Raw genomic sequence first — 22,427 nt, 5'->3', positions numbered from 1 at the left:
CCCTTCATTCTACAATTATTGATGGGCAGAATTCGATTATTATTCGATCAAATAATAATAATAACAATAGCTATTCCCATTATTCTACAAATGGGAGAGAATTACCTTCTCTTATAATAAAAAAATGGACCTTATGCTATTGCACAGATCCAATTTAGGTAAAATGTATTATGTTAGGAACCATCATAAAGTAAAATATTTAAAACTATAGGTAATAATCCTAAAAACTATGTTAAATATTACGGCTTACATACTACATTTGCCTTTACCATATAAAATTTAGCATCATTTATGGTACGGTTCACCGCGCTGGCTGAAGGGGCAAGTTTTTTATACTGACAATGGGGTACAGGGAATGCAAGGTACGTCACTTTGATCTGTGATAGTATGTCATACGCTCTTAAGCGGCTCGGAACGATTTACTTGTTTTGAAACACATCAACCGCTCCATTAATCAAAGGATGTACTTTAATGTCGTAGTCAACATTAATTTTCATATTTTCCCAATGCTTCATCCATTGCTCATCTGTTATTTCTTTAGAAAACGCCTTAAGCGAGTGGGTTCCGACCTCTAAGGGATCCACTTTCAAGCGTTGCATTCTTTTTAATAAATCTGACGTTTGTTCCTCAAGGTAGACCTCAATTTCATGAATTAAATGTTGCAATAGTTCCTCACTTTGAATATTCGATTCTCCCTGGTATTCCTCAATTCTTCCTTTCAATCCCACATGTAAAGACAAGGATGAATAGTCCCTCGATAGTTTCATGCGAACATTGGATCGGATACGTCCTAAACTGATAGAGAACTTTGGAATGGCCAAGACTTTTAGAAAATGATCGTTATCCAGAAGTTGGAAAATATTATCATCCACGTCTTGAATGACCATTACTTCTTTATCGTTTTGGAAGAGGGCTGTTCCTACGTAATTGAAATTGTTCTTATCCGAATGAAAAACCGGCAGGATCGGATCCTTAAAAGGGGAATATACCTTTTTCATAAATTTATGAATATTGACGATGCTCATTTCACCTTGATTATGCTCCTCGTAATGCTTTAACATCCGATAAAGAAAATAATCTTGGTTTTCTTGCTTCGTCAATTGATTTTTTATGTATTCATCAAAATCGCCTCTGACAATCAACAAATAGACACGCATTGAAATATCGGGATCAACCAGTATAGTATTGATCAGCTTTTCAATGCCTCCTTTTTTTGCCAGCTCCTCATTGATTAATAACATTCGCAGCTGCCCCTGCTTTAATTCCCGATAATAAATTAAATTAAACTCCTGGCCTCCCTGCTTTAACAGATCGACTTCCTTGGAGAGAAGACGTTTTTTTTCTTGGATGAGCGGTGGTACTAACGTGCTGATTTTCAACTTTCCTTCCGTCCCCTTGTCAATCGACCAGAAAACTACCGGAGCAATCTCTTCAATCTTATTGTTCTCGACATATGGAGAAGAACAGCCGGCCATCCACATAAGGCCTACAATTGCCAATAAACCATAGTGCTTGTATGGTACCATGCCTACATACTCTCCTTTCGTTTAACTGCAGTGAAAAGGATCGTAGGAATAAGTAAATAAATGCATGCGCCGATCCAGATTTGAAGGTTCAGTAACATCTTTTGACCAGGAACCGTTTGCCATAACCATTGATCCATTAAGATAATGCTTATCAAAATGACGAACCAGCTCGACAATAATCCGATCCGAGTGGAGCGTTCTTTCATTTTTCTCATAAAGATTCTTCCTGCTCCATAAAAACATAACAGAAGAATTGAAATGTCAAACACATAATTAAACATATGGAAAGAGATGAGGATGTAATCGATTCGTTCTAAACCGCTCGTTTGAATGTAGCTTCCCATATATCCTATCGGGAAATCGATCTTGCGTAAGTAGTGCGAACCGTAAAATAATACCGAAGCAACGAACAATAATATATATTCCATGATCGACAGCATGTTTCCAATGACCAGGTATTTCGATATTTTTTTATTGGAGCTTAACCATGGAACCATAAAAGCCAAATATACCGGACCGGAAAATGCCGACCAAATAAACCACAAACCTTGCCATGATTGTCCTGACCATTCAGTGGGGATGAGAGGATACAAATCGCGGTAACTTGCATCCGCTTGAAAGAAAAAAGGAATAAACAGGACTACGATCCAAGCCCCGCAAAGAAAGGCGATGACGACAAAACGCAATGTATTCTCCATTCCATGTGAGGCCACAAACAAGCTGATCAAAAGAATCATTAGGATCAGCCACTTTTTATCCATCGATGGAAAAATAAAACTATGGAGCATTTCAACGTATCCCAGTGTGACAATTGAAATTTTTAACAATATGATCAAAAATCCAAGTATTGCGAAAATTTGAACCGCCCGTTTCCCGAAAAGCTGTAAAAATCCTTGATAGCCCTTCGCTGCATAACTGGAAGTAAACCATTTGGACATCATCATCAAATTAAGCTGGGACAGCAGCCCCATCACGACAATTGCCCAAACCATATATGAATGAACCAAATAAACCGGCATGATTAAAATAAAATAATGCATTTGCATGCGATTCACTAAGAAAAGGAAATAGATGCCGCCAAGGGTGGAAGTTCGATTATATAAGGATAAACTCTTCACTTCTTCATCTCCTGTCGCCATTTCCGTAGTGGTTTTAGATATTTCGGACGCGTTTTCATCCAAATTAAAGGGCCGCGGATAAAGAGGTCATTCCAATCCTTTCCATAAAAAGGAGCAATCGGTGCTAAATAAGGTTGACCTAATGACGTTAATGCATGGAGATGTGCAAGAATCCCGATTAGCCCGATTACGATTCCCGGCAACCCAAGAAACGATGCAAGGATAAGAAGAAGAATTTGCAGCAGCACCATGGATTTTGTAACTTGATAATTGGGAACTAAAAAGAAAGCAATAGCGGATATACCCATCAACACTATCAGTACTTTACTTGCAAAGCCTGCTTCTACTGCAGCTTGTCCAATGACGATACCACCGATAACCCCCAATGTTTGACTGGTTTTGGTCGGCATTCGCAAACTTGCTTCTTTGATGATTTCCAGCGTTATGATCATGAAAAACCCTTCCGCAAACGGAGTAAAGGGCAATTTGCTTCTCGATTCCAATAATACGTAAAGAAGCGGCAGCGGAACCATTTGGTAATGAAATGTCGTTAACGCAACATAAAAAGGAATCATCGTCAAAGAAACAACAAAACTTCCGTACCGGATTAAACGTAAAAAACTGGCTACCGGCCAACGAAGGAAGTAGTCTTCCGGCGATTGGATTAGATGGAAAAAAGTAATGGGAGCAATTAAGGCAAACGGTGAATTGGAAACCAATAGCGTCAGCTTTCCCTCACCTAAGGCGTAGGCACAGGCATCCGGCCGATCCGTTTGTAGAAACTGCGGAAAGACCGTATGGTTATGATCTTCAATAAAAGCTGCAAGCTGAGAGGAGTCTAAAAATTGATCGAAATCCACACTATTAATTTTCTTTCTTGCAAGGGAAACAAATTCTGGATTAATTAATCCGTCTATATACAGTAACACAACTTTTGTTTTACTCAGTGAACCGATAGTAAAGCTTTCTGTTTTTAATGTCGATATAGGCAAACGTCTGCGCAACATCGTAATGTTCTTGTCTATTTGTTCACTGAAGCTGTCTTTCGCTCCATATATAACCGTTTCCGTTTGGGAAGGTTCAACTGCCCGGCCAAGAGGGTTTTCCAGTTGGACGCCTAACCACTGATCATTGACTGAATCGTTTAGAAGCACAAATCCTTGCATTATTTTTTGCTCAGCATCATCGATCGATATAACATCCGAAACTTTGGCATTGGTTATGCATGAAGAAAGCGAATCGCCGGCAGAACGATCAAGTGGCTGAATAATCGTCTCGTTTAAACGCTCTGGATCGATTAACGTTTTTATGTATACAAGATAAACGGAGGCACTGGTACCCATTCTGTGCTCAACAATTTCGGCATCATCCATATGGTTTAATTTCTGTTTTAATTCATCAAGCCATGCGGACATTTGATGATTTTTCATTTGAGGGTCGTATTTTTCAACCATAGTCTTCTCCTTCATTAAAGAAATCAAAATCCTGCGGTTTTATCTTGCCCTGTAATGGAAAAATTATACGGCCGGACATTTGTATCTATCAAACAACGATTCCATTGCACACTATCGTCATCTGATGCCAAATAGGAGTAAGTCCCTTCCAGCTCTATGCCCTCAAATCACAGTATATCGCCTCTGTAGCAGGCTTTATCACAGAAAGTCACTTAATGTAAACCCTCGCCATGCTATTCTTTTTTAACGCCTTTTAGGCAGTTACCCGCCATAAAACTTGCTGCTACTTATGATACGGTTCTCCGCAGTTAATCTTCAACGAATCCCCCAGCAACTCTTCATAAAAAAGCTTCATTTTTTAATTTTTTTGTATCCCTTATAAGCTCCTCCACCCTTGCTTCAAAAACTTCCCACTTAGTATCAGAACCTACACCGTAGTTCCATCCTCTGGAGCGCAGCTCCTTCCCTAAACAAATTCTTTACTTCCTCCAGCCTCACGATACCCGCTCGACCGCCTGCGGCAACGTCCTTTCATATTCCCTTTGTAACAAATAACGCTGGGCACCTCTCGATGCATCCACAGCTTCGCTGGCGTGTTTGACTGCGGCTTCGATGTCCCCCGCTCTACGTTCCATTTCAGCGAGCAGTGCCGATCTCATCCACCGTTTCTTAATGGATTGCAGATGTTCCTGTGCCTGAGCACTTTTCCCCTCCTCCAACAATAGCACTGTCTCGTAATATTTCCGGTAATCAGGATAGCGGATATGCGACACGGCTTCCCCAATTGCAGCCATATCTTTGCAGTAAAGCCCGTAGGCCGCCTTGTAAGTTGCCAATGCCTTTGAGTGCTTATATTTTCTCATCAGCTTATCCATAGTCGTTTTCGCTTCGTCATCAAGCCTGTTTGCAAGAACGTAATGAATATATATCCCAGGTTTGTGTTTTTGGCTAAGCAGAAAGTCTTCCACCCGTTCCACTCGCTTTTCCAAAACTAAAGGATAGACAAACAGGATCATATAACCAATTAGGGAAACCGTTAAAGCAATTCCTAATGTCAGAGTAAGTGGATAGTTATTTAATCTCATAAATAATACAAAAACGAACAGAACGAAATAAAAGAATAGTTTTCCCAAAAAGCGCTTCATCATAAATCCCCTTTAACCTTATACTTAAAAACACATTTGGAAAAATTATACGTTGCTGCCTCCAGGCTAGTCAATGCACTCATGAATATCTTGTAAGAGCAGCTCTGTCAAATGGTCAGTCTAAGCAACTTATCCGCATAAACAACGTCCATATTAATATGGTAAACTCTTACTATTTGCAACAGGGAGGTTTATACATGCGTTATTTGACAGTGATTATAATGGCGGCTGCCATGCTCGCAGGATGTCAGCAGACGGATACAGCAGAACAAGCGGACACTTCTTCGTCCCCTCCTCTGGCAACGCTCCAGACAGCTACAGCTACTCCGTCCCCGCCTTCATCCGCAGCTCCCTTAAACCCGGAGGAGCCATTTCTCTATATAGAGCAGTTGAAGAGCCTGGGAGGACACGGGCAAGTGGTACAGGTGAAGTCCAATACCGATATTGACCAAGCTTCACTGGAAGCCGCACTCGAAAAAAGTCTGCAGACCAGCGATCCGCAGGCACAGTTCAGCTATACGCTGGAATGGGAGTCGCCGCGGTTTGTGCAGATTCGTCTGAAGCTGGATGAGGAGCGTACTTTTTCCGGGACATTCAATCTGGATGAAGCTAACACAGCAGATGGACGAAGCTATGCGAGCACAGAGCAGCCGTACCGCAACACTGTTGTTGTCAGATCCCTAACGGAGCAGGGCAGTGTGCATTTTAAAGGCATCGTATCCGGTACCCAGCGGATGCTTCCGGTCTGGAATACGGGCTGGGTGAAAGCCGTTGATAACCAGGACTACAAGGCACCTTCCTACCTGTTCTATGGACAAGAAGAGCATCATCTGGTTCAGGCTATGACTGGCCAGGAGCTTACGATCCCTGCTTTTCCCCGTGAGGAGGGCGCTTATGGCAATGACTATGGTTACCATGAGATGTATTCCGACCGTTTCTATCCGGGCTACACTTATATGGTATCAGGGAACAAAACGCTATACCGGGTAGATCTGAAGGATTTCACACGCAAGAAGCTTCATGTTTTTGACAAGCCGGTCTATGGGATGTCCTCATCGCCGGATGGCACCCGCATCGCCGTACTATATGCACATGATGATTACATCGGCCCCGGAGCAGATTTGCTGGTATTGGATCAGAAGGGGAATAAGCTGTTATCACGGGAAAATGCAGCTTTCCTCTCACACAGTGACGGGTTCCTGTTTGTGTATCCGTTGGCCTGGGAGGATGACTCAATTCTGATACTCCCCGCAGATTACGATGAGAGCAACCCGCATGGCAAAATCCGTTTTGACATCGTCAGCGGAGCTTCTAAAGTCTTACCGGATGAGCGGATTACGGAGCAGGTCAAAGAGGATATTTGGGAGCATGAGCGGCAGCAGGATTACTACCTTCTGTCTACACTCCAATGGTCGCAGGACGGCAGGTTTGCTGCTTACACAGCCAGCTCAGATACAATCCGTCTATATGACAAAAAAGAACGGATTATAACATTCGTGGCAGCAGGCGTTCTGCTTGGCTGGATGCCGGATGGGACGTTAGCCTGGGCAGATGTTGGAGGTCATGCTTATACTTTTTGAGTAAACTTCCGGATTTCGCGGCACCAGAGCAACGAGATTACAACTGCCGAGTGTGCATTTTAATTATAATCATTTATTACATTGAACATTTTTCCATAATAGGATATCTTATAGAAAGCTTAGCGATAAGCAAGTTCCGTACACGAAAGGGGATGTGATTTTAATGGCAGCTACTTATACGGTGGTTTCGTCTTAGAATCGAATAGCAGGCATATACGAACAACGCGGGATATTGCCCGTATTCTTTGTGATGCCATCCAAAGTAACCTTTCGTGAAAATTGCTGTTTACTGGATACGATGAGGATCGTCTCTTTAGGGTGCGTTCTTATGCCGTGTATCAGCAGCTTCTTAAGAGGCTGCTGGTCCGCGGCATTTTTGCGTCCAAAAACAACATTAAAGGAGCTAACAACACAAACATGATTGTTTTAAAAGCCTATGGCTATATTGAAACAGAAGATATTCAAGAAGGATTAGTGCCCGGCAGAGTGACGGAGCTGCGGCGTGAGCGTTTTACTGTTATGACCGGAAGCGGTGAAGTTACAGCGGTGCTCAAAGGAACCTTTTATCACAGTGCGGATACGCGTTCAGATTATCCGTGTGTCGGTGATTTCGTCCTGCTGCTGTACAACGGGAATGGAGATTCGTTAATCGCTACTGTGCTCCCCCGCCGCTCCAAGTTCTCACGCGCAGATTATTCCGGGCATGCCGCAGGCTACGCCAAAACCATCCGGGAGCAGGTCGTCGCAACCAACTTTGATTATGTGTTTATAGTGACTTCGCTTAACCTGGATTTTAACGTCACCCGCATTATGCGGTATTTGACCCAAGTCAGGCAGAGCGGCGGCCAGCCGGTTGTTATTTTGACCAAAGCGGATCTCGTTGAAGACTATGATCCCCTGCTCGCAGAAGTCATAAATAGCATTCCCGGTGTGCCGGTTCACGCCATTTGCAGTCATACCCGCCTTGGGCTGAATGAACTCGCTCCCTATCTGCTGCCGGGCATAACAGCCGTTTTTCTCGGCATGTCAGGCGTCGGTAAATCCTCACTATTAAATGCGTTAATGGAACAGGATGTAATGAAGGTTCAGGCGATACGTGAGGTTGACAGCCGCGGCCGGCATACGACAACACACCGACAGCTGTTCATGCTCCCCTCCGGTACGATGATCATTGATACGCCGGGGATGCGTGAGCTCGGACTTTTTGATGCCGCCGAAGGCATTCATGCAAGCTTTGGCGATGTGGAGGAATGGTTTCCGAAATGCCGTTTTGCCGATTGCAGCCATGTGACTGAACCGGGCTGTGCCGTTCTCGCTGCGCTGGCGGAGGGTTCGTTGCCTCGTGAACGCTGGGAGCATTATCTTACCCAGCAGCATGAGCACCAATATGTCCAGGATAAATCCGGCTACCTGATTGACAAGCGGGCCCGAAACAAAACATTAGCCATGCAGAGCAAGCAAACCAAGAAAATCGGGGGATGGAAAAAATGAAGATTACAAACAAAATATTAACATATGTCTTAAGCCAGCAGTTCAAGAAGGAGATCCTCTCAGCAGACTTCACTACTAAGTCTCTGCAGGGCGGAACGGTAGGAAATGTAAATTTGGTAACAGGAACCGCCGAAACCTCTGACGGAGAGAAATTGCCGTACCGTGTCGTGCTGAAAATCCAGAAAAAATGGGAGCGCTACAGTGATCCGGGTTCATGGCGCCGGGAGTATGACCTCTATGCCTCTGACTTAGGCGCAACGTTCACAGATAAATTCCGCTGGCCGGAATGTTATCATGCTGAAATGAATGACGTGCAGAATGAATATCAGCTGTGGCTGGAATTCATCGATGGCGTTTCCGGCTTAGACTTGACCGGTGTCATGTATGAGCAGGCTGCACTGGAGTTAGGGCGTTATCAGGGCAAGCTGTATGCGGAGCAGCCTGCTGTGCTGGAGCGTCTGACCAATTTGAGCCGGGCGGATCTCATGAAGAATACGTATCTGCATTACCGGTCTTGGCCGCTCGTCTACCATTATATCCGTTCGGAGGATTGTGAATTTCCGCAGCATGTGCGGCAAATGCTTATAGATATCGACGAGCATTCAGAGGACATTTTCGCCCGCATCGAACAATTGCCGCTTGTGCTGTGCCACCGGGATTTCTGGATCACCAATATCATTTATGACGGAGGGACAATCGCGCTCATCGACTGGGATACCTCCGGATGGGGCTATCTGGGCGAGGACATCGCCAGCCTGCTGGCGGATGAAGTGGATCTTGATCATATGATCGAATATTACCAGCGGTGCATCCCCGCGTATTATAGAGGTTTTGCAGAGTATGCGGATGCTCCCCCGGTTGCAGATCATTGCATCTGCGAGCTGATCCTGATCATATTCGGGTACAGGCTTGTGGAAGGGTATCTGCATGCAAAGGACGAGGACGGCAAGGTGCTTAATCTCCGGACGCTCCAAAAAATATACGAAATGAAGAACACCCCTGTCCTGAGCTGACTCTTTATGCTCTAAAAAAACTCCGGATACCCGCGATTGGAGCGGGTTTCGGAGTTTTTTACTTGCTATCATCGTAATTGCTGAAAACGCGAACTAACCTTTGATTTAATTCATCATATTCTTTCATAAGATCTGCTTCGTTTTTAGAGTATTTACTTTGTACATAAAATCTGCTGCAGGTATACAAAAGAGACCATACTAATTCTTTAGATACCCTTTCTTCTGTACGAATCGCTTCCTTGTAAGAATCCAGTGTTGTATGAAGACGTTGAATCAGGTCGTGATCAATCAAAGCATTCCCATTCCCGCCGCCGTTTCCTCTGAGCTTTACGGTAAGAGCGATACAAATTTCCTTCAATTCTTTCTCCAGGTCTGGTACCACGATGATCCCTCCTCATTCAAATGAGCTCATAGCTGCCCCTGCGGTGCTTTTTCCGGATGATTAGAAGAATTCAGCAGCACCACACCGCCGATAATAGCCGCAATACCGAGGAAAGACACGAAGGTAAACGGATCGCCCCACACCACTACACCAAGCAGGGCTGTAATAGCCGTACCGACGCCTGACCAGACCGCATACGCGAAGCTTAAGGGAATGACCCGCAGACTCATGGATAAGCTGTAAAAAGATAACCCCATCCCCGCAACTACCCCGAGACCGGGCAGCAGATTCGTGAACCCGTCTGATAGCTTAAGCATCGTTGTCCCGAATATTTCAAAGCAGATGGCCATAGCCAGGTATATGTAACTTTTCAATTGAATCCCCTTCCTCTTCTTTGCCCTTAAAATAAATCAATGCGTTCCGCCCGTAGCAAGCTTCAGTGTAATGACACCGCCGATGATCAGCAGCAGACCCAGTATTTTTTTTCGTTTAAGCCGTTCTTTATAAAAGAATACTCCAACCATAGCCGTTAACGCCGTACCTGCCCCGGACCAGATCGCATAAGCCGTACCGAGTGAGATCGACTGGAGGGCCAGAGACAGAAAATAAAATGCTGAGCCGAGTCCTACTACCACCCCGAGAGACGGATATAGCCGCCTGAAGCCGTTGGATAATTTGAGCAGCGAGCTGCCGCAGACCTCTGACACAATGGCAATCGCCAGTAAAATAAACGGATTCACAATCCACTTCCTCCTACACCGTCATTTTGAGCAGTTCCTGTATGACCTGTTCGCGCAGCTCCGCATCCAGCTTCCCTAAGCTGAACATTTCAGAGAACCACAGCCCGTCGGCAGCGAGCCGTACAATGGTGGAACGCACGGGGTCGATCCCGTCGTTTTCAATATCTTTTTGCCAGAGCGCATACTGCTCCTGCAGCTTCTCCAGCAGCTCCGGTTTGCTGAAAAGCGCCGCGGACAGCGCCGTGCTGATCCCGTTCCCGTCCTTGATATCACAGGCCACAGATTCTGTGTATGCCCTGCTCCACTTGCCTTCATTAACCGCTGAAGCCGCCGCCCGCTCCTGGACATCGGTCACGAACCCGTCCGTCAGCTCTTCGACCAGCCCTTGAATCAAAGCATTTTTATTCGGAAAATGGTGCAGCAGTCCGCCCTTACTGACGCCGGCCTCTCTGGCAACCGCCTCGAGCGTAAGCTTCTCTACCCCCTGGCTCCTGATGATTAAGGATGCGGCTGTCAAAATAACCCCGCGTTTAGAATTAACATTCACTGGATTCACCTCTATATTTACTATACCGTCTGGACGGTTTTGGTGTCAAACAAAAATCTTATAAGATTTTCCTTTGTGGCGCCGATTCTACGAATAAATTGCGACTGCCCGCCGGGTTCTTGTCTGTCAAAGTCAAGTCCCGGCGGGCAGCCGCTTAATTATTGAAATTTGTAATCCTGCAGGTTCTAGAACTCTTAACAACGTTATACCGCCGCAAACTGGCTGTTATACAGCTTCGCATAATGTCCGCCGCTGGCCAGCAGCCCTTCATGAGTGCCGCTCTCGACAATGTCCCCGTCCTTCATATAGAGGATAATATCCGACTCGCGGATCGTCGACAGCCGGTGGGCGATGACGAAGCTGGTCCGGCCGGAGATCATCTTCAGAAAAGCCTTCTGGATGCGGATCTCGGTCAGCGTATCAATGCTGCTGGTCGCCTCATCAAGAATCAGCATCGGCGGATCAGCCAGCATGACACGGGCGATCGTCAGCAGCTGCTTCTGGCCCTGGGACAAATTGTCCCCGGAGCCGCTGATTTTGGTGGCGTAGCCTTCCGGCAGCCGCTTGATAAAGCTGTGGGCGCTCGCCGCCTTGGCAGCGGCAATAACCTCTTCATCGCTCGCCCCCGGCTTGCCGTAGGCGATATTGTCGCGGATCGAGCCGCCGAACAGCCACGTATCCTGGAGCACCATCCCGAAATTCTGCCTCAGGCTGTCACGGGTGATGTGATTGATATCCACACCGTCGATCCGGATGCTTCCGCTGTCCACATCGTAGAAGCGCATCAGCAAGTTAACGAGCGTGGTCTTCCCTGCTCCCGTCTGGCCGACTATGGCTACACGGGTACCCGGCTTTACTTCCAGACTGAAATTACGAATCAGCGGCCGCTCCGGCGTATAAGCAAAGCTTACTTTGTCAAAAGTGATCGTCCCCTGGCTTGCACCCAGCACATGGGCATCCTTGGCATCCGGCGTTTCCGGCACCATATCAAGAATCTTGAAGACGCGTTGGGCCGAAGCCGTCGCTGACTGCAGCTGGGTGATGACACCGGTGATTTCATTGAACGGCTTGGCGAACAGATTGGAATAGATGAGGAAGCTCGACAGGTCTCCGACCGAGAAATGCCCGCCGATAACAAGCGCACTGCCGATCATAGCAATGACCGAAAAAGTAATATTATTGACCAGCCGGGTAGTCGGATTGGCCAGTGAACCGTAAAACTGTGATTTGACCCCGGTCTGATACAGCTCATTATTGCGTTCTGAAAATTGGGCAAAGGACCGGTCCTCGTAGTGGTAGGCCTGCACGACCTTTTGCCCACCGACAATCTCCTCCACATAGCCGTTCAGTCCGCCGAGAATCTTCGCTTGCTCGCGGAACAGCTTCTGGGAGCGTGTCGTAATGAATCTGGCGACAAAATAAGTCACAGGTGCAGACAGCAGCACTACTACAGTCATAACCGGGCTAATGTATAGCATTAGACCAATTGCCCCGGCAATCGTGACAATACCGGTCAGCAGGGTCGAGAAGCCCTGCAGCAGTCCGTCAGAGACGGCATCCATATCGTTGACAAACCGGCTGATGCTGTCGCCCTGCGGGTGATTGTCATGGAATTTGAGCGGCAGCGTATCCAGCTTATTGAATAAGTCACGGCGCAAATCATAGACCGTTCTGTAGGCGATTTTGTTGGTGTAATAGGTGAGCAGCCAGCCGAAAAAGCTGCCGGCGGCATACACGGCGCCGAGGATCAGCAGCAGCCGGAGAATTTCCGGAAAATCGACATTGTCCGGCCCGATCATCCGGTCGATTGCCCGCCCGATCAGCAGCGGGCCAATCAGACTGGCGGCCACACTCAAGATGGCACAGATTACAGCTCCGATAGAAATGCCGCGGTATTGTCTTGTATAGTTCAGCAGTCTCTTCCATGTCTCATTGGTATTCATTGCGCCACCTCCTGGCTGGACAGCTGTGATTCGCAGATTTCCCTGTAGACCCCGCAGGATGCAAGCAGTTCCTCGTGGGTGCCGGTTCCCGCGATCCGTCCCTCGTCAAAGACGATAATCTGATCCGCCTGCTGCACGGTGCTGACCCGCTGTGATACAAGCAGAACCGTCATATCCCGCCCGTACTCCTTAAGCGCCTTGCGGAGTGCGGCATCTGTTGCAAAATCCAGCGCGCTGGAGGAATCGTCCAGAATCAGAATCGGCGGCCGGCCAACCACAGCGCGGGCAATCGTCAGACGCTGCTTCTGGCCGCCGGAGAGATTCAGCCCGCCCCGGGCTACCTGCGTATCCAGCCCTTCCGGCAGCTTGCTGATGAACTCTTCCGCCTGAGCCACCGCAGCTGCCTGCATAAGCTCCTCACGGGTAGCGTCCTGCTTGCCCCAGCGGATGTTATCGGCGATCGTGCCGGTGAACAGCAGCGCTTTTTGCGGTACGATGCCGATCAGGCTCCGCAGCTGCTCCAGCGGGTAATCCTTAACGTTCACCCCTCTGACCCGGATTTCACCCTGAACGGTATCATAAAAGCGCGGAATTAAGTGAACGAACGTCGACTTGCCGGAGCCCGTACTGCCGATCAGCCCGACTGTCTGGCCTTGGCTTATCTTGACCGTAATGTCCTCTAGCGCAAGCTCACCGGTACGGTTATAACCGAAGGAGACATGCTCGAAGGTGATCGCAGGGGTGCCTGCCGTTACTGCTGCAGTCTTCCTTGCGTTCCCCTCATCTGGAACGGAGGTAGCTGCGGCCAATACTTCATTGACCCGGTTAGCAGAGGACGAAGCCTTGGTGAACAGGATCACCAGATTCGATACGACAATCAGAGCAAGCAGGATCTGGGTGACATAGTTGATAAAAGCGATAATCTTCCCCTGCGAGAGGCGCCCGGCATTGATGTGCCAGCCGCCTGCCCAGAGGATGGCGATAATCGCCGCGTTAACGACCAGTGTTGTCATCGGTCCGAGCCAGGCGGCGATGCGGGAGACCCGGATCGCTGTCTCCGTCAGGTCATCCGAAGCCGCCGCGAAACGCTGCTTTTCGCGGCGCGACTTCGCAAACGCACGGATAACGCGGATACCCGACAGATTTTCGCTCAGCACCAGCGCCAGTTGATCGAGCTTCTGTTGATATTTGCGGTATAGCGGGCTGCTCCGGGTGATAATAAAGTACAGAATCACGCCGAACACCGGTGTGGCAGCAAGCAGGATCAGCGACAGCCGGAAGTCGAGAATCATCGACATGATGATCGCCCCGATGCAGATGAACGGCGCACGGACAACCAGCCGGATCAGCATGGCTACGGCCAGCTGCAGCTGGTTCACGTCATTGGTGATCCGGTTGATCAGCGATGGCGTTCCCAGCTTATCCAGCTCAGCATAGGAGAGCGAGGATACATGCTTGAACATCTTATTGCGCAGCAATGTGCCGAAGCCCTGTGAAGCGCGGGCGGCATAATACTGGCAGACCATGGAGCAGCCGAAGCCCAGCAAGGTCATGAGAAGCATCAGTCCTCCCATCCGGTATACATAGGCGCTGTCCTGGTTGCCGATGCCGTTATTAACAATCAGTGCAACAACAGTCGGCAGCAGCAGCTCCAGTATAGCCTCCAGCAGCTTGAAGATCGGACCGAGGATCACCTCTTTTTTGTACGGTTTCAGAAAAACAGCAATTTTAAACATAAGTACTCACCAGCCTATACAGTATGTAACCTCTATGCAACTTCTAGAAGACCCGTTATGATTATGTCATATCTGCTACCATATTAATAATATTGGTTTCATATCTCTGAGATACGTATCTCATATGTCAATATCATAAGGATGGAGGTTAACGATGGATATCCGTCAACTGAAATATTTTCTGGCCATTGCCGAGGAAGGACAGATAACGTCGGCAGCCAGGCGGCTGCAGATGGCCCAGCCGCCGCTCAGCCAGCAGCTGAAGCTGCTGGAGGAGGAGCTTGGGGTAAAGCTCGTGGAACGCGGCCCGCGCAGCGTACAGCTGACCGAAGCCGGAATGATGCTGCGCGTACGGGCCCAGCAGATTCTGGAGCTGGCAGATTCGACTACCCGTGAGCTGAAGGATTATGTGAAGGGCGTGTCCGGCACACTCTCCATCGGCACCGTCTCCTCCTCTGCCGCCACCCTGCTGCAGGAACGGCTGCTGGATTTCCATCAGCTCTATTCCGGCGTAAAGTTTGAGATTCATGAAGGCAACACCTTCCGGATTCTCGATTTGCTCAGCAAGGGCATCGTCGAGGTTGGCATCGTCCGCACCCCGTTCAGCAGCACCGGCCTGGAATCTATTTATACTGCATCAGAACCTATGATTGCCGTGATGTCACCCGATTATGACTGGAGTAAAGGAAGAAGCGCCATCGAAATTGGCGAGCTGCAAAACCAGCCGCTCATTGTCTACCGCAGGTTTGAGCAGCTGATCCGCGAGACCTGTCTGGAGCACGGCTTTGATCCGCAGTTTTTCTGTATGAATGATGATGCCCGCACGACCCTGCTGTGGGCTAACGCTGGGCTTGGCGTCGGGATTATTCCCAGATCCGCTTACAGCCTTGCCGCCAACAGCAACCTTGTGTTCAAGGAGATCCGCAGCGATTCGTTGAATACCCGGGTTGCCGCCGTCTGGATGAAGGATAAATACCTGTCCGCACTGGCCGAGAAGTTTATCGAGAATTTCCGGGAGGGCTAAACCAGGGCCACTTGAGCTGCTGTATGCATTTCTGTGGCAGGATGCGGCCGCTGCGAAACGTGTAAAAACCCGCCCCGGCAGCGCCGGAAGCGGGTTTTATCTTTTATAGCCACTTTACAGCAGCAGACAGCTGCCGCTTAAGCATTACACCATAATCTTGCAGATATCGTTGGTGAACTGTACCGGATCGTTAACCTGCAGGCCTTCGATCAGCAGCGCCTGGTTGTACAGCAGGTTCGTGTACAGGCCCAGCTTCTCCTTGTCGCTGTCAGCCGCAGCCTTAAGCGATTTGAAAACGTCATGGTTCACGTTGATTTCCAGCACCTTATCCGCCTGAACCTCTTGGCCGTTTGGCATAGCCTTAAGGATTTTTTCCATCTCGATGGTCAGCTCGCCTTCAGTGGACAGGCAAACCGGATGGGACTTCAGCCGCTTGGAGGCTTTGACTGCCTTCACTTTGCCGGACAGGATGCCCTGCATCGCTTCGAACAGGTCCTTATTCTCGTTCTGCTCCTCTTCCGACTGCTTGTCTGCAGCATCCTCTTCAATGCCGAGATCGCCGCTGGAGACGTTCTTGAATTCTTTTTCCTTATAGGACATGATCATCTTGATTGCGAATTCATCGATATCGTCAGTGAAATAGAGGATTTCATAGCCCTTGTCGAGCACCAGCTCAGTCTGCGGCAGCTTCTCGATCCGCTCTACCGACTCCCCGGAAGCATAGTAAATATACTTCTGGTCTTCCGGCATTCTTTCCACATATTCAGCCAGCGTAACCTGTTTCTTCTCCTTGGAGGAGTAGAACATCAGCAGATCCTGGAGGGTTTCTTTTTCCATACCGTAATCATTGTACACGCCGAACTTCAGCTGTCTGCCAAAGGATTTGTAGAACGTCTCATATTTCTCTCTCTCGTCCTTCAGCAGGCTAAGGAGCTGGCTCTTGATCTTGTTCTTGATATTCTTCGCAATCAGCGTCAGCTGACGGTCATGCTGCAGCAGCTCGCGGGAGATGTTGAGCGACAGATTCTCGGAATCCACCATCCCTTTGACGAAGCTGAAGTAGTCCGGCAGCAGGTCCGCACATTTGTTCATGATCAGCACGCCGTTTGAGTAGAGCTCCAGGCCTTTTTCGTACTCCTTGGTGTAGTAGTCAAAAGGGGTGTTCTCCGGAATAAACAGAATTGCGTTATATACCACTGCACCGTCGGCGCTGATGTGAATATGCTTGAGCGGCTTGTCGAAGCCGTAGCGCTTCTCGTTGTAGAAGTTGGTGTAGTCCTCTTCGGTCAGCTCGCTTTTGTTCTTGCGCCAGATCGGCACCATGCTGTTGACCGTTTGCTCTTCCTTCGTTTCCTCGAACTCGCCTTCGCTGCCCTCTTTCGGCTTGCTGCCGGTGATGTCCATTTTGATAGGGAAACGGATGAAGTCGGAGTATTTCTTGATGATCGCTTTCAGGCGGTACTCTTCCAGGAACTCGTCATAGTTCTCTTCTTCGGTGTTGGCTTTGATCTTGAGCGTAATCTCAGTACCTACGCTGTCTTTCTCGGCCGGCTCGATTGTGTAACCGTCAGCCCCCTGCGATTCCCATTTGTAAGCCTGGTCGCTGCCCAGCGCCTTACTGATGACCGTAACATCCTCTGCCACCATAAAAGCGGAATAGAAGCCGACCCCGAACTGCCCGATAATGTTATGGCCGTCCCTCACTTCGTTATCCTTCTTGAACGCAAAAGAGCCGCTGTTCGCGATAATCCCCAGATTGTTCTCCAGCTCCTCCTGCGTCATCCCGATCCCTGTATCGGAGATGGTCAGTGTACGGCTGCCCTTATCGGCGGTAACTTTAATGAAATAATCTTCTTTATTGAACACCAGGCTGTCGTCGGCCAGTGCTTTGTAATAGATTTTGTCGATGGCATCGCTTGCATTGGAGATCAGCTCCCGCAGGAAAATTTCCCGCTGCGTATAGATGGAGTTAATCATCATTTCCAGTAGTCGTTTGGATTCGGCTTTGAACTCTTTTTTAGACATGAATATAGAATCTCCTTTCAAAAATAGCCTGCTGATAGCTTCCGGACGGTTAGCACTCCATAAGGGTGAGTGCTAACACTTCCTTTTATATACCATATTGTCGTTTTTGATGTCAATATCTTGCTGCATATCAGTGCTTAAATGAACCTCATTATATATGTAACGATCCCCCGTGATAGCAGTAATAATGCTTCGCCTTGAGGTTCTTCAGCAGCTCCAGGGATTGCTCCGCCTGCGGCAGGTCGAGGCAGTACTTCGGATTGGCTACCAGCAGCTCTGTACCATTGTCCTCTATGTAGGCGGCATCACCGGTAATCACGCTGTCCAGCTCCGGAAAATGAAGGGAGATATGGCCTGACGTATGTCCCGGTGTCGCCACAATTTTACAAGTCCCGCCAAACAGCCACTCCCCGTCCGTTACGGTCTGATCGACAGGAATATGCCGCAGGCTCGTCAGCAGCTCTACGAACGACTGGCCGAAGGCCTTCTGCTCATCAGGCATTTGCTCAAGCAAAGCCTCCGCCTGAACCAGACGTTCGGATTTCACCTCGCCGCTGATATAGACAGCCTCCCGTTGGCTGGAGATCACCGTTACCCAAGGGTATTTTTCCTTAAAATCTTGCAATGCGCCGATATGGTCGTCGTCGTAGTGGGTAATCACGATATACTTCAGCTGCCTGAGGTCATACCCTTTTTGCTCGATAGCATTTTCAATTAGGGGCAGGAAACCGGGATAACCTGTATCCACCAGTATCAGCTCATTGTCAGCTGCAATCAAGCTGGGATAAAGGTAAAACGGCTGTCCTTCATACATAAATTCAACAGGAAGCTCGATAATGTTCATTGGTCCTCCAATATAGTTTCATATTTTGCCCGGTGTGGGCGGCCTCAAATCCAAACGTTCATAAAACCGCAGGGTACCCCCGCGCTGCTTATCTGGCGTTAGCTGAATTATATGGCAGCAGTCCGGGTCCACCCTTCATACCGCAGCCTTCTTGGCCTCAGCATCGGTCAGCAGCATTTGGATCAGTGACTGCAGCGGCAGCGATTTCCACTTCTTCGGATGAATGAGCAGCTGCAGGTCAAAATGAATCTCCGGATGGGCGAACGGCAGCTCAGCCAGATTCCCCCGCTCAATCTCTTCCTCCGCCACTATTCTCGGCAGCAGGGCAATGCCCAGGCCGTTGCGCACACAGCGTTTGATCGCCTCCAGATTGGACAGCTCAAAGCCGATCCGGAACACGATGCCATGCTCGCGGAGCAAATTCTCGAACATGCTGCGGTAAATGCAGCTTTCCTCCGAAACAATCAGCTCACAGTTGTTCAAATCCTGCAGTGTTACCTTACCGAGCTTCGCCAGCGGATGACCTGCAGGAGCGACCAGCACCAGCGGCTCATCCCGGATGATCGTCCGCTCCAGCGTGGAATCGGCCGTACAGCGGTCCAGCATCAGCCCGATGTCCACCTCGCCGTCCCTGATTTTGGACACGAGATTCGCTTCCTGCTCGGTCTGCAGATGAATATTCAGACCGGGAAACGTTGTCCGCAACTGCTGCAGAAAAGGCGGAAGATAGAATGCGGCCAGTGAGTCTATCGTCCCGATGGTCAGCGTCCCCCCGATTTGCTGGGCAATGGTTTCTTTCGACCTGTCATACAGATCAAGAATCTCCACAAACAGCTTCAGCAGCTCTTCACCCGGCGGGGTCAGGCGCAAAATCCGGCCGTGGCGCTCCATCAGAGTTACTCCGTATTCTTTTTCAATCTTCTGAATCTGCATCGTTACGCTCGACTGGGCGTATCCCAGCTCCTCTGCCGCTCTGGTAAAGCTCTGGCGCTTCGCTACTTCGCGGAAGGTTCTCATATATGTTAAATCCATGCTATCACCCTTCAGAACGTGAACATGAGTGGTTCAGCAGATCAGACCCGCCGCCCTTCTCAGGTTCATCAGATATAACATCAATATTTTTGATGCCCCATATCATTTATTATAGCTAACACCGATGAATTATTCCATGCTACAGTAGAATAAACGGTTATACAAATTTGGAGGACGATATTCATGTTAACAGAAGAGCAGATTTATGGAATCTATGTTCCCGTGGTAACACCGTTCGATGCAGCAGGCGAGATTGATCTGGCTTCGTATCAGCGGTATGTGCAAGGCATTATCAAGAACAATATTCATGGTCTGGTCGTAAATGGAACCACTGGAGAATCGCCGACAGTCAGTATACAAGAATTACAATTGTTAATCGATGCTTCTAAACAGCTGCTGCAGGGCAGTGATATTCCGCTCGTAATCGGTACGGGCACCAATGACACGATGTCTACCGTCAAACGTACGGAGCTGGCCGCCAATGCCGGCGTTGATGCTGCACTCGTTGTTGTTCCCTATTACAGCCGCCCCTCCCAGCAGGGGATCATCGCACACTTCCGCAAAGCCGCTGAGGTTGGTATTCCGATCATCGCCTACGATATTCCCGGCCGCGCCGGAGTCGGAATGACGGTTGATACCGCCCGCACGATTCTGGAGATGGACAACGTTGTCGGCCTTAAGGACTGTTCCGGCTCACCGCTGCTCGTCTCTGAGCTGTCGCGTCACGGCTCGAAGCCTGTTCTCTGCGGCGACGACCTTTCCTTCTTCGACATGCTGGGCTGCGGTGCCGCCGGCGGCATGCTTGCTTCCGCCAATGTGCATACCGCCAGATTCCTGGACATCTACGAACAATACAGAGCCGGCCAGGTAGAAGCTGCCAGAGCCGAGTACGACCGGCTGGTGCCGCTGATGAAGCTGCTGTTTAAGGAATCCAATCCTGCACCGATCAAGTGGCTGCTCAGCGCCAAAGGCGAGATTTCCTCGGATACCCTCCGCCTGCCGATGACTTCAATCAGCGACGCACTCCGCGAGGAGCTGGGCGCTCATCTCGCCGGCTAGCCCTTGCCCGGATTATCCCGGCTGGCCGCCGTAGACGCAAAAACCCGTATTGTACGCTCTGGCTAGAGTGTGCAATACGGGTTTTTGTGTTAGTTCTTAATGCAGTAGCGGCGCCACTAATATAAACTATGTTCGTTCCTGCTGCCTGTTAGCCTCGCGCAGCTCCTGAGGTGTTCCTTCCGCCGCCGGACCGGTTACCAGCAGATCTGCCCGCTCCGTTAGCCTGTGCTCTATCAGCTACAGGAGTCCTTGCTCCGCCAGTCTGTCCTTTGCCGGCACCACCAGTCCGCCCTCCGTTAGCCTGCTCTCTGCCAGCTCCGCCAGCCTGCTTTCTGCCGGGACCTCCAGTCCGCGCTTCGCGTGCATTGCCGCTAACGCTGCCTGCAGCTCTGCCATCCTTGCGGTCCGGCCACTCTACCTTGCCGCCTTCAGAGCCGCTGCGAGGGCGGTTGCCCTGAGTGAACCATTCTTCCTTCGGCTTGCGTGCCGGATTAGCTTTGGCTTTTGGCTGGTTGCCTGCTTTGGCTGAGGCAACGGTCTTACTCGCTTTAGCCACCTCCGCCGCCAGCGCCGGATTGATCTTGACCATCGGATACGGATGATCCTTCATCTCCGGGATGGTCTTGCCGATCAGCTTCTGGATATCCTTCAGGTACGGAAGCTCCTCTGCTTCGCACAGGGAAATGGCGATGCCGCTCATCCCGGCACGGCCAGTGCGGCCAATCCGGTGCACATACGTCTCCGGAATATTCGGCAGATTGAAGTTGATCACGTGCGACAGCTCGTCAATATCAATACCGCGAGCAGCAATATCAGTGGCTACCAGTACCCGGGTGACCCCGGTTTTGAAATTACGCAGCGCATTTTGCCGTTCATTCTGCGATTTGTTGCCGTGAATCGCCTGGGCGGCAATGTTGACCTTGCCCAAATCGCGCGCAACCCGGTCGGCCCCGCGTTTCGTCCGGGTAAACACAAGCGCAGATACTATCGACTTATCCTCCAGCAGGCGGTTTAGCTGCTTCTGCTTACAGCCGTTTTCCAGCAGGTAGACGGATTGCTGAATTCTGTCCACTGTCGAAGAAACCGGGGTAATTTCAATCTTGACCGGATTCACCAGCAGCGTCTTGATCAGCTGTGAAATCTCCTGAGGCATCGTTGCGGAGAAGAACAGGGTCTGTTTTTTAGCCGGCATCTTGGCAATAATCCGCTTCACATCATGAATGAAGCCCATATCCAGCATCCGGTCAGCTTCATCCAGGACGAGCAGTTGCACCTGTTGGAGGTCAGCATGCTTCTGGGCAATCAGGTCAATCAGCCGGCCTGGAGTAGCAATCAGGATATCCGCACCCAGAGCCAGCGCACGCTCCTGGGATCTTTGTGAAACCCCGCCGACAACGGCAGTAGAGCGGATACCGGTGAACTTGCTGTAGACCTGAATATTCTCATAAATCTGCAGCGCAAGCTCACGGGTAGGGGTAAGAATCAGTGAACGGATTGGGCGTTTGCCGTTCCGGTTAACATTTTGCTTGCTAAGCAGCTGAATTATCGGCAGCGAAAAAGCTGCCGTCTTCCCCGTACCAGTCTGCGCACAGCCCAGCACATCTCTCCCGGTCAATGCTGCGGGGATTGCTTCTCTTTGAATAGGTGTAGGTGATGTATAGTTTGCAAGATCCAGCGCCTTTAGAATTGCCGGGCTCAGACCCAAATCATTAAAAGTCATGGTTGTCTCCTTATTTCAAACACATATATTGTCAGTTCACCCGGACTT

The 22,427-nt window shown here is 49.3% G+C and carries 19 protein-coding genes; 5 read left to right on the top strand and 14 right to left on the bottom strand.

Features of this window, described 5'->3' with window-relative positions:
• Positions 1-419: 419 nt before the first annotated feature.
• The 4 genes from BLR64_RS07665 to BLR64_RS07650 all read right to left on the bottom strand — a co-directional run bounded on the left by BLR64_RS07665 (position 420) and on the right by BLR64_RS07650 (position 5,246).
• Positions 420-1,526, bottom strand: coding sequence for a Ger(x)C family spore germination protein (locus BLR64_RS07665; protein WP_090713556.1), 1,107 nt, complete (start codon positions 1,524-1,526; stop codon positions 420-422).
• Positions 1,527-1,528: 2 nt separating this feature from the next.
• A complete protein-coding gene (locus tag BLR64_RS07660) occupies positions 1,529-2,644 on the bottom strand; it encodes a GerAB/ArcD/ProY family transporter (RefSeq protein ID WP_090713555.1) in 1,116 nt (371 codons plus the stop codon).
• Complete coding sequence (locus BLR64_RS07655; RefSeq protein WP_090713554.1) at positions 2,641-4,098, bottom strand: spore germination protein; 1,458 nt, start codon at positions 4,096-4,098, stop codon at positions 2,641-2,643. Before BLR64_RS07655 ends, BLR64_RS07660 begins: the two co-directional genes overlap by 4 nt.
• A gap of 494 nt (positions 4,099-4,592) precedes the next feature.
• The gene (locus BLR64_RS07650; RefSeq protein ID WP_139171929.1) at positions 4,593-5,246 is read right to left on the bottom strand and encodes a hypothetical protein; all 654 of its coding nucleotides are present in this window, start codon (positions 5,244-5,246) and stop codon (positions 4,593-4,595) included.
• Positions 5,247-5,440: 194 nt separating this feature from the next.
• Between BLR64_RS07650 and BLR64_RS07645 the strand changes: the two genes are divergently transcribed.
• The 3 genes from BLR64_RS07645 to BLR64_RS07635 all read left to right on the top strand — a co-directional run bounded on the left by BLR64_RS07645 (position 5,441) and on the right by BLR64_RS07635 (position 9,327).
• The gene (locus BLR64_RS07645; protein WP_090713552.1) at positions 5,441-6,823 is read left to right on the top strand and encodes a WD40 repeat domain-containing protein; all 1,383 of its coding nucleotides are present in this window, start codon (positions 5,441-5,443) and stop codon (positions 6,821-6,823) included.
• A gap of 417 nt (positions 6,824-7,240) precedes the next feature.
• Entirely contained in the window at positions 7,241-8,314 is a 1,074-nt protein-coding gene (gene rsgA, locus BLR64_RS07640; RefSeq protein ID WP_090713667.1) for a ribosome small subunit-dependent GTPase A, read from the top strand.
• On the top strand, positions 8,311-9,327 hold the full coding sequence (locus BLR64_RS07635; RefSeq protein ID WP_090713551.1) for an aminoglycoside phosphotransferase family protein: 1,017 nt from the start codon (positions 8,311-8,313) through the stop codon (positions 9,325-9,327). The genes rsgA and BLR64_RS07635 overlap by 4 nt, the downstream gene beginning before the upstream one ends.
• A 58-nt stretch (positions 9,328-9,385) precedes the next feature.
• On the opposite strand, the gene BLR64_RS07630 is transcribed toward BLR64_RS07635, so the two are convergent.
• From BLR64_RS07630 to BLR64_RS07605, 6 genes are all read right to left on the bottom strand, one after another.
• Positions 9,386-9,709, bottom strand: coding sequence for a hypothetical protein (locus BLR64_RS07630; RefSeq protein ID WP_090713550.1), 324 nt, complete (start codon positions 9,707-9,709; stop codon positions 9,386-9,388).
• A gap of 26 nt (positions 9,710-9,735) precedes the next feature.
• A complete protein-coding gene (locus tag BLR64_RS07625; protein WP_090713549.1) occupies positions 9,736-10,083 on the bottom strand; it encodes a DMT family transporter in 348 nt (115 codons plus the stop codon).
• Positions 10,084-10,119: 36 nt separating this feature from the next.
• Entirely contained in the window at positions 10,120-10,449 is a 330-nt protein-coding gene (locus BLR64_RS07620) for a DMT family transporter (RefSeq protein ID WP_090713548.1), read from the bottom strand.
• Positions 10,450-10,462: 13 nt separating this feature from the next.
• The gene (locus tag BLR64_RS07615; protein WP_090713547.1) at positions 10,463-10,996 is read right to left on the bottom strand and encodes a TetR/AcrR family transcriptional regulator; all 534 of its coding nucleotides are present in this window, start codon (positions 10,994-10,996) and stop codon (positions 10,463-10,465) included.
• Between the two features lie 203 nt (positions 10,997-11,199).
• Entirely contained in the window at positions 11,200-12,939 is a 1,740-nt protein-coding gene (locus BLR64_RS07610; protein ID WP_090713546.1) for an ABC transporter ATP-binding protein, read from the bottom strand.
• Positions 12,936-14,675, bottom strand: a complete 1,740-nt coding sequence (locus BLR64_RS07605) for an ABC transporter ATP-binding protein (RefSeq protein ID WP_090713545.1) — start codon at positions 14,673-14,675, stop codon at positions 12,936-12,938. The genes BLR64_RS07610 and BLR64_RS07605 overlap by 4 nt, the downstream gene beginning before the upstream one ends.
• A gap of 154 nt (positions 14,676-14,829) precedes the next feature.
• Here BLR64_RS07605 and BLR64_RS07600 point away from each other — a divergent pair, with 154 nt between their 5' ends.
• The gene (locus BLR64_RS07600; protein WP_090713544.1) at positions 14,830-15,699 is read left to right on the top strand and encodes a LysR family transcriptional regulator; all 870 of its coding nucleotides are present in this window, start codon (positions 14,830-14,832) and stop codon (positions 15,697-15,699) included.
• Between the two features lie 144 nt (positions 15,700-15,843).
• On the opposite strand, the gene htpG is transcribed toward BLR64_RS07600, so the two are convergent.
• The 3 genes from htpG to BLR64_RS07585 form a co-directional block, all read right to left on the bottom strand.
• On the bottom strand, positions 15,844-17,724 hold the full coding sequence (gene htpG / locus BLR64_RS07595) for a molecular chaperone HtpG (protein WP_090713543.1): 1,881 nt from the start codon (positions 17,722-17,724) through the stop codon (positions 15,844-15,846).
• A gap of 151 nt (positions 17,725-17,875) precedes the next feature.
• Entirely contained in the window at positions 17,876-18,568 is a 693-nt protein-coding gene (locus BLR64_RS07590) for an MBL fold metallo-hydrolase (protein ID WP_090713542.1), read from the bottom strand.
• 135 nt (positions 18,569-18,703) lie between these two features.
• On the bottom strand, positions 18,704-19,600 hold the full coding sequence (locus BLR64_RS07585; protein WP_090713541.1) for a LysR family transcriptional regulator: 897 nt from the start codon (positions 19,598-19,600) through the stop codon (positions 18,704-18,706).
• Between the two features lie 183 nt (positions 19,601-19,783).
• Between BLR64_RS07585 and dapA the strand changes: the two genes are divergently transcribed.
• The gene (gene dapA, locus BLR64_RS07580) at positions 19,784-20,659 is read left to right on the top strand and encodes a 4-hydroxy-tetrahydrodipicolinate synthase (protein WP_090713540.1); all 876 of its coding nucleotides are present in this window, start codon (positions 19,784-19,786) and stop codon (positions 20,657-20,659) included.
• Between the two features lie 148 nt (positions 20,660-20,807).
• On the opposite strand, the gene BLR64_RS07575 is transcribed toward dapA, so the two are convergent.
• Positions 20,808-22,379: a DEAD/DEAH box helicase gene (locus BLR64_RS07575; protein ID WP_090713539.1), complete on the bottom strand. Its 1,572-nt coding sequence runs from the start codon at positions 22,377-22,379 to the stop codon at positions 20,808-20,810.
• Positions 22,380-22,427: the final 48 nt, after the last annotated feature.

Origin of the sequence: Paenibacillus typhae, from assembly GCF_900099765.1 — a bacterium.
Lineage (GTDB): Bacteria > Bacillota > Bacilli > Paenibacillales > Paenibacillaceae > Paenibacillus_AQ > Paenibacillus_AQ typhae.
The sequence above is the reverse complement of the archived record's forward strand: the minus strand, read 5'-3'. Positions and strand labels throughout refer to the sequence as shown.

What these genes read in the sequence shown, in the direction of transcription:
- BLR64_RS07665 (WP_090713556.1), bottom strand. Translation starts at nt 1,526, where the DNA reads ATGGTACCATACAAGCACTATGGTTTATTGGCAATTGTAGGCCTTATG.
- BLR64_RS07605 (WP_090713545.1), bottom strand. Translation starts at nt 14,675, where the DNA reads ATGTTTAAAATTGCTGTTTTTCTGAAACCGTACAAAAAAGAGGTGATC.
- BLR64_RS07585 (WP_090713541.1), bottom strand. Translation starts at nt 19,600, where the DNA reads ATGGATTTAACATATATGAGAACCTTCCGCGAAGTAGCGAAGCGCCAG.
- BLR64_RS07600 (WP_090713544.1), top strand. Translation starts at nt 14,830, where the DNA reads ATGGATATCCGTCAACTGAAATATTTTCTGGCCATTGCCGAGGAAGGA.
- rsgA (WP_090713667.1), top strand. Translation starts at nt 7,241, where the DNA reads ATGATTGTTTTAAAAGCCTATGGCTATATTGAAACAGAAGATATTCAA.
- BLR64_RS07635 (WP_090713551.1), top strand. Translation starts at nt 8,311, where the DNA reads ATGAAGATTACAAACAAAATATTAACATATGTCTTAAGCCAGCAGTTC.
- BLR64_RS07650 (WP_139171929.1), bottom strand. Translation starts at nt 5,246, where the DNA reads ATGATGAAGCGCTTTTTGGGAAAACTATTCTTTTATTTCGTTCTGTTC.
- dapA (WP_090713540.1), top strand. Translation starts at nt 19,784, where the DNA reads ATGTTAACAGAAGAGCAGATTTATGGAATCTATGTTCCCGTGGTAACA.
- htpG (WP_090713543.1), bottom strand. Translation starts at nt 17,724, where the DNA reads ATGTCTAAAAAAGAGTTCAAAGCCGAATCCAAACGACTACTGGAAATG.
- BLR64_RS07645 (WP_090713552.1), top strand. Translation starts at nt 5,441, where the DNA reads ATGCGTTATTTGACAGTGATTATAATGGCGGCTGCCATGCTCGCAGGA.
- BLR64_RS07610 (WP_090713546.1), bottom strand. Translation starts at nt 12,939, where the DNA reads ATGAATACCAATGAGACATGGAAGAGACTGCTGAACTATACAAGACAA.
- BLR64_RS07575 (WP_090713539.1), bottom strand. Translation starts at nt 22,379, where the DNA reads ATGACTTTTAATGATTTGGGTCTGAGCCCGGCAATTCTAAAGGCGCTG.
- BLR64_RS07655 (WP_090713554.1), bottom strand. Translation starts at nt 4,098, where the DNA reads ATGGTTGAAAAATACGACCCTCAAATGAAAAATCATCAAATGTCCGCA.
- BLR64_RS07590 (WP_090713542.1), bottom strand. Translation starts at nt 18,568, where the DNA reads ATGAACATTATCGAGCTTCCTGTTGAATTTATGTATGAAGGACAGCCG.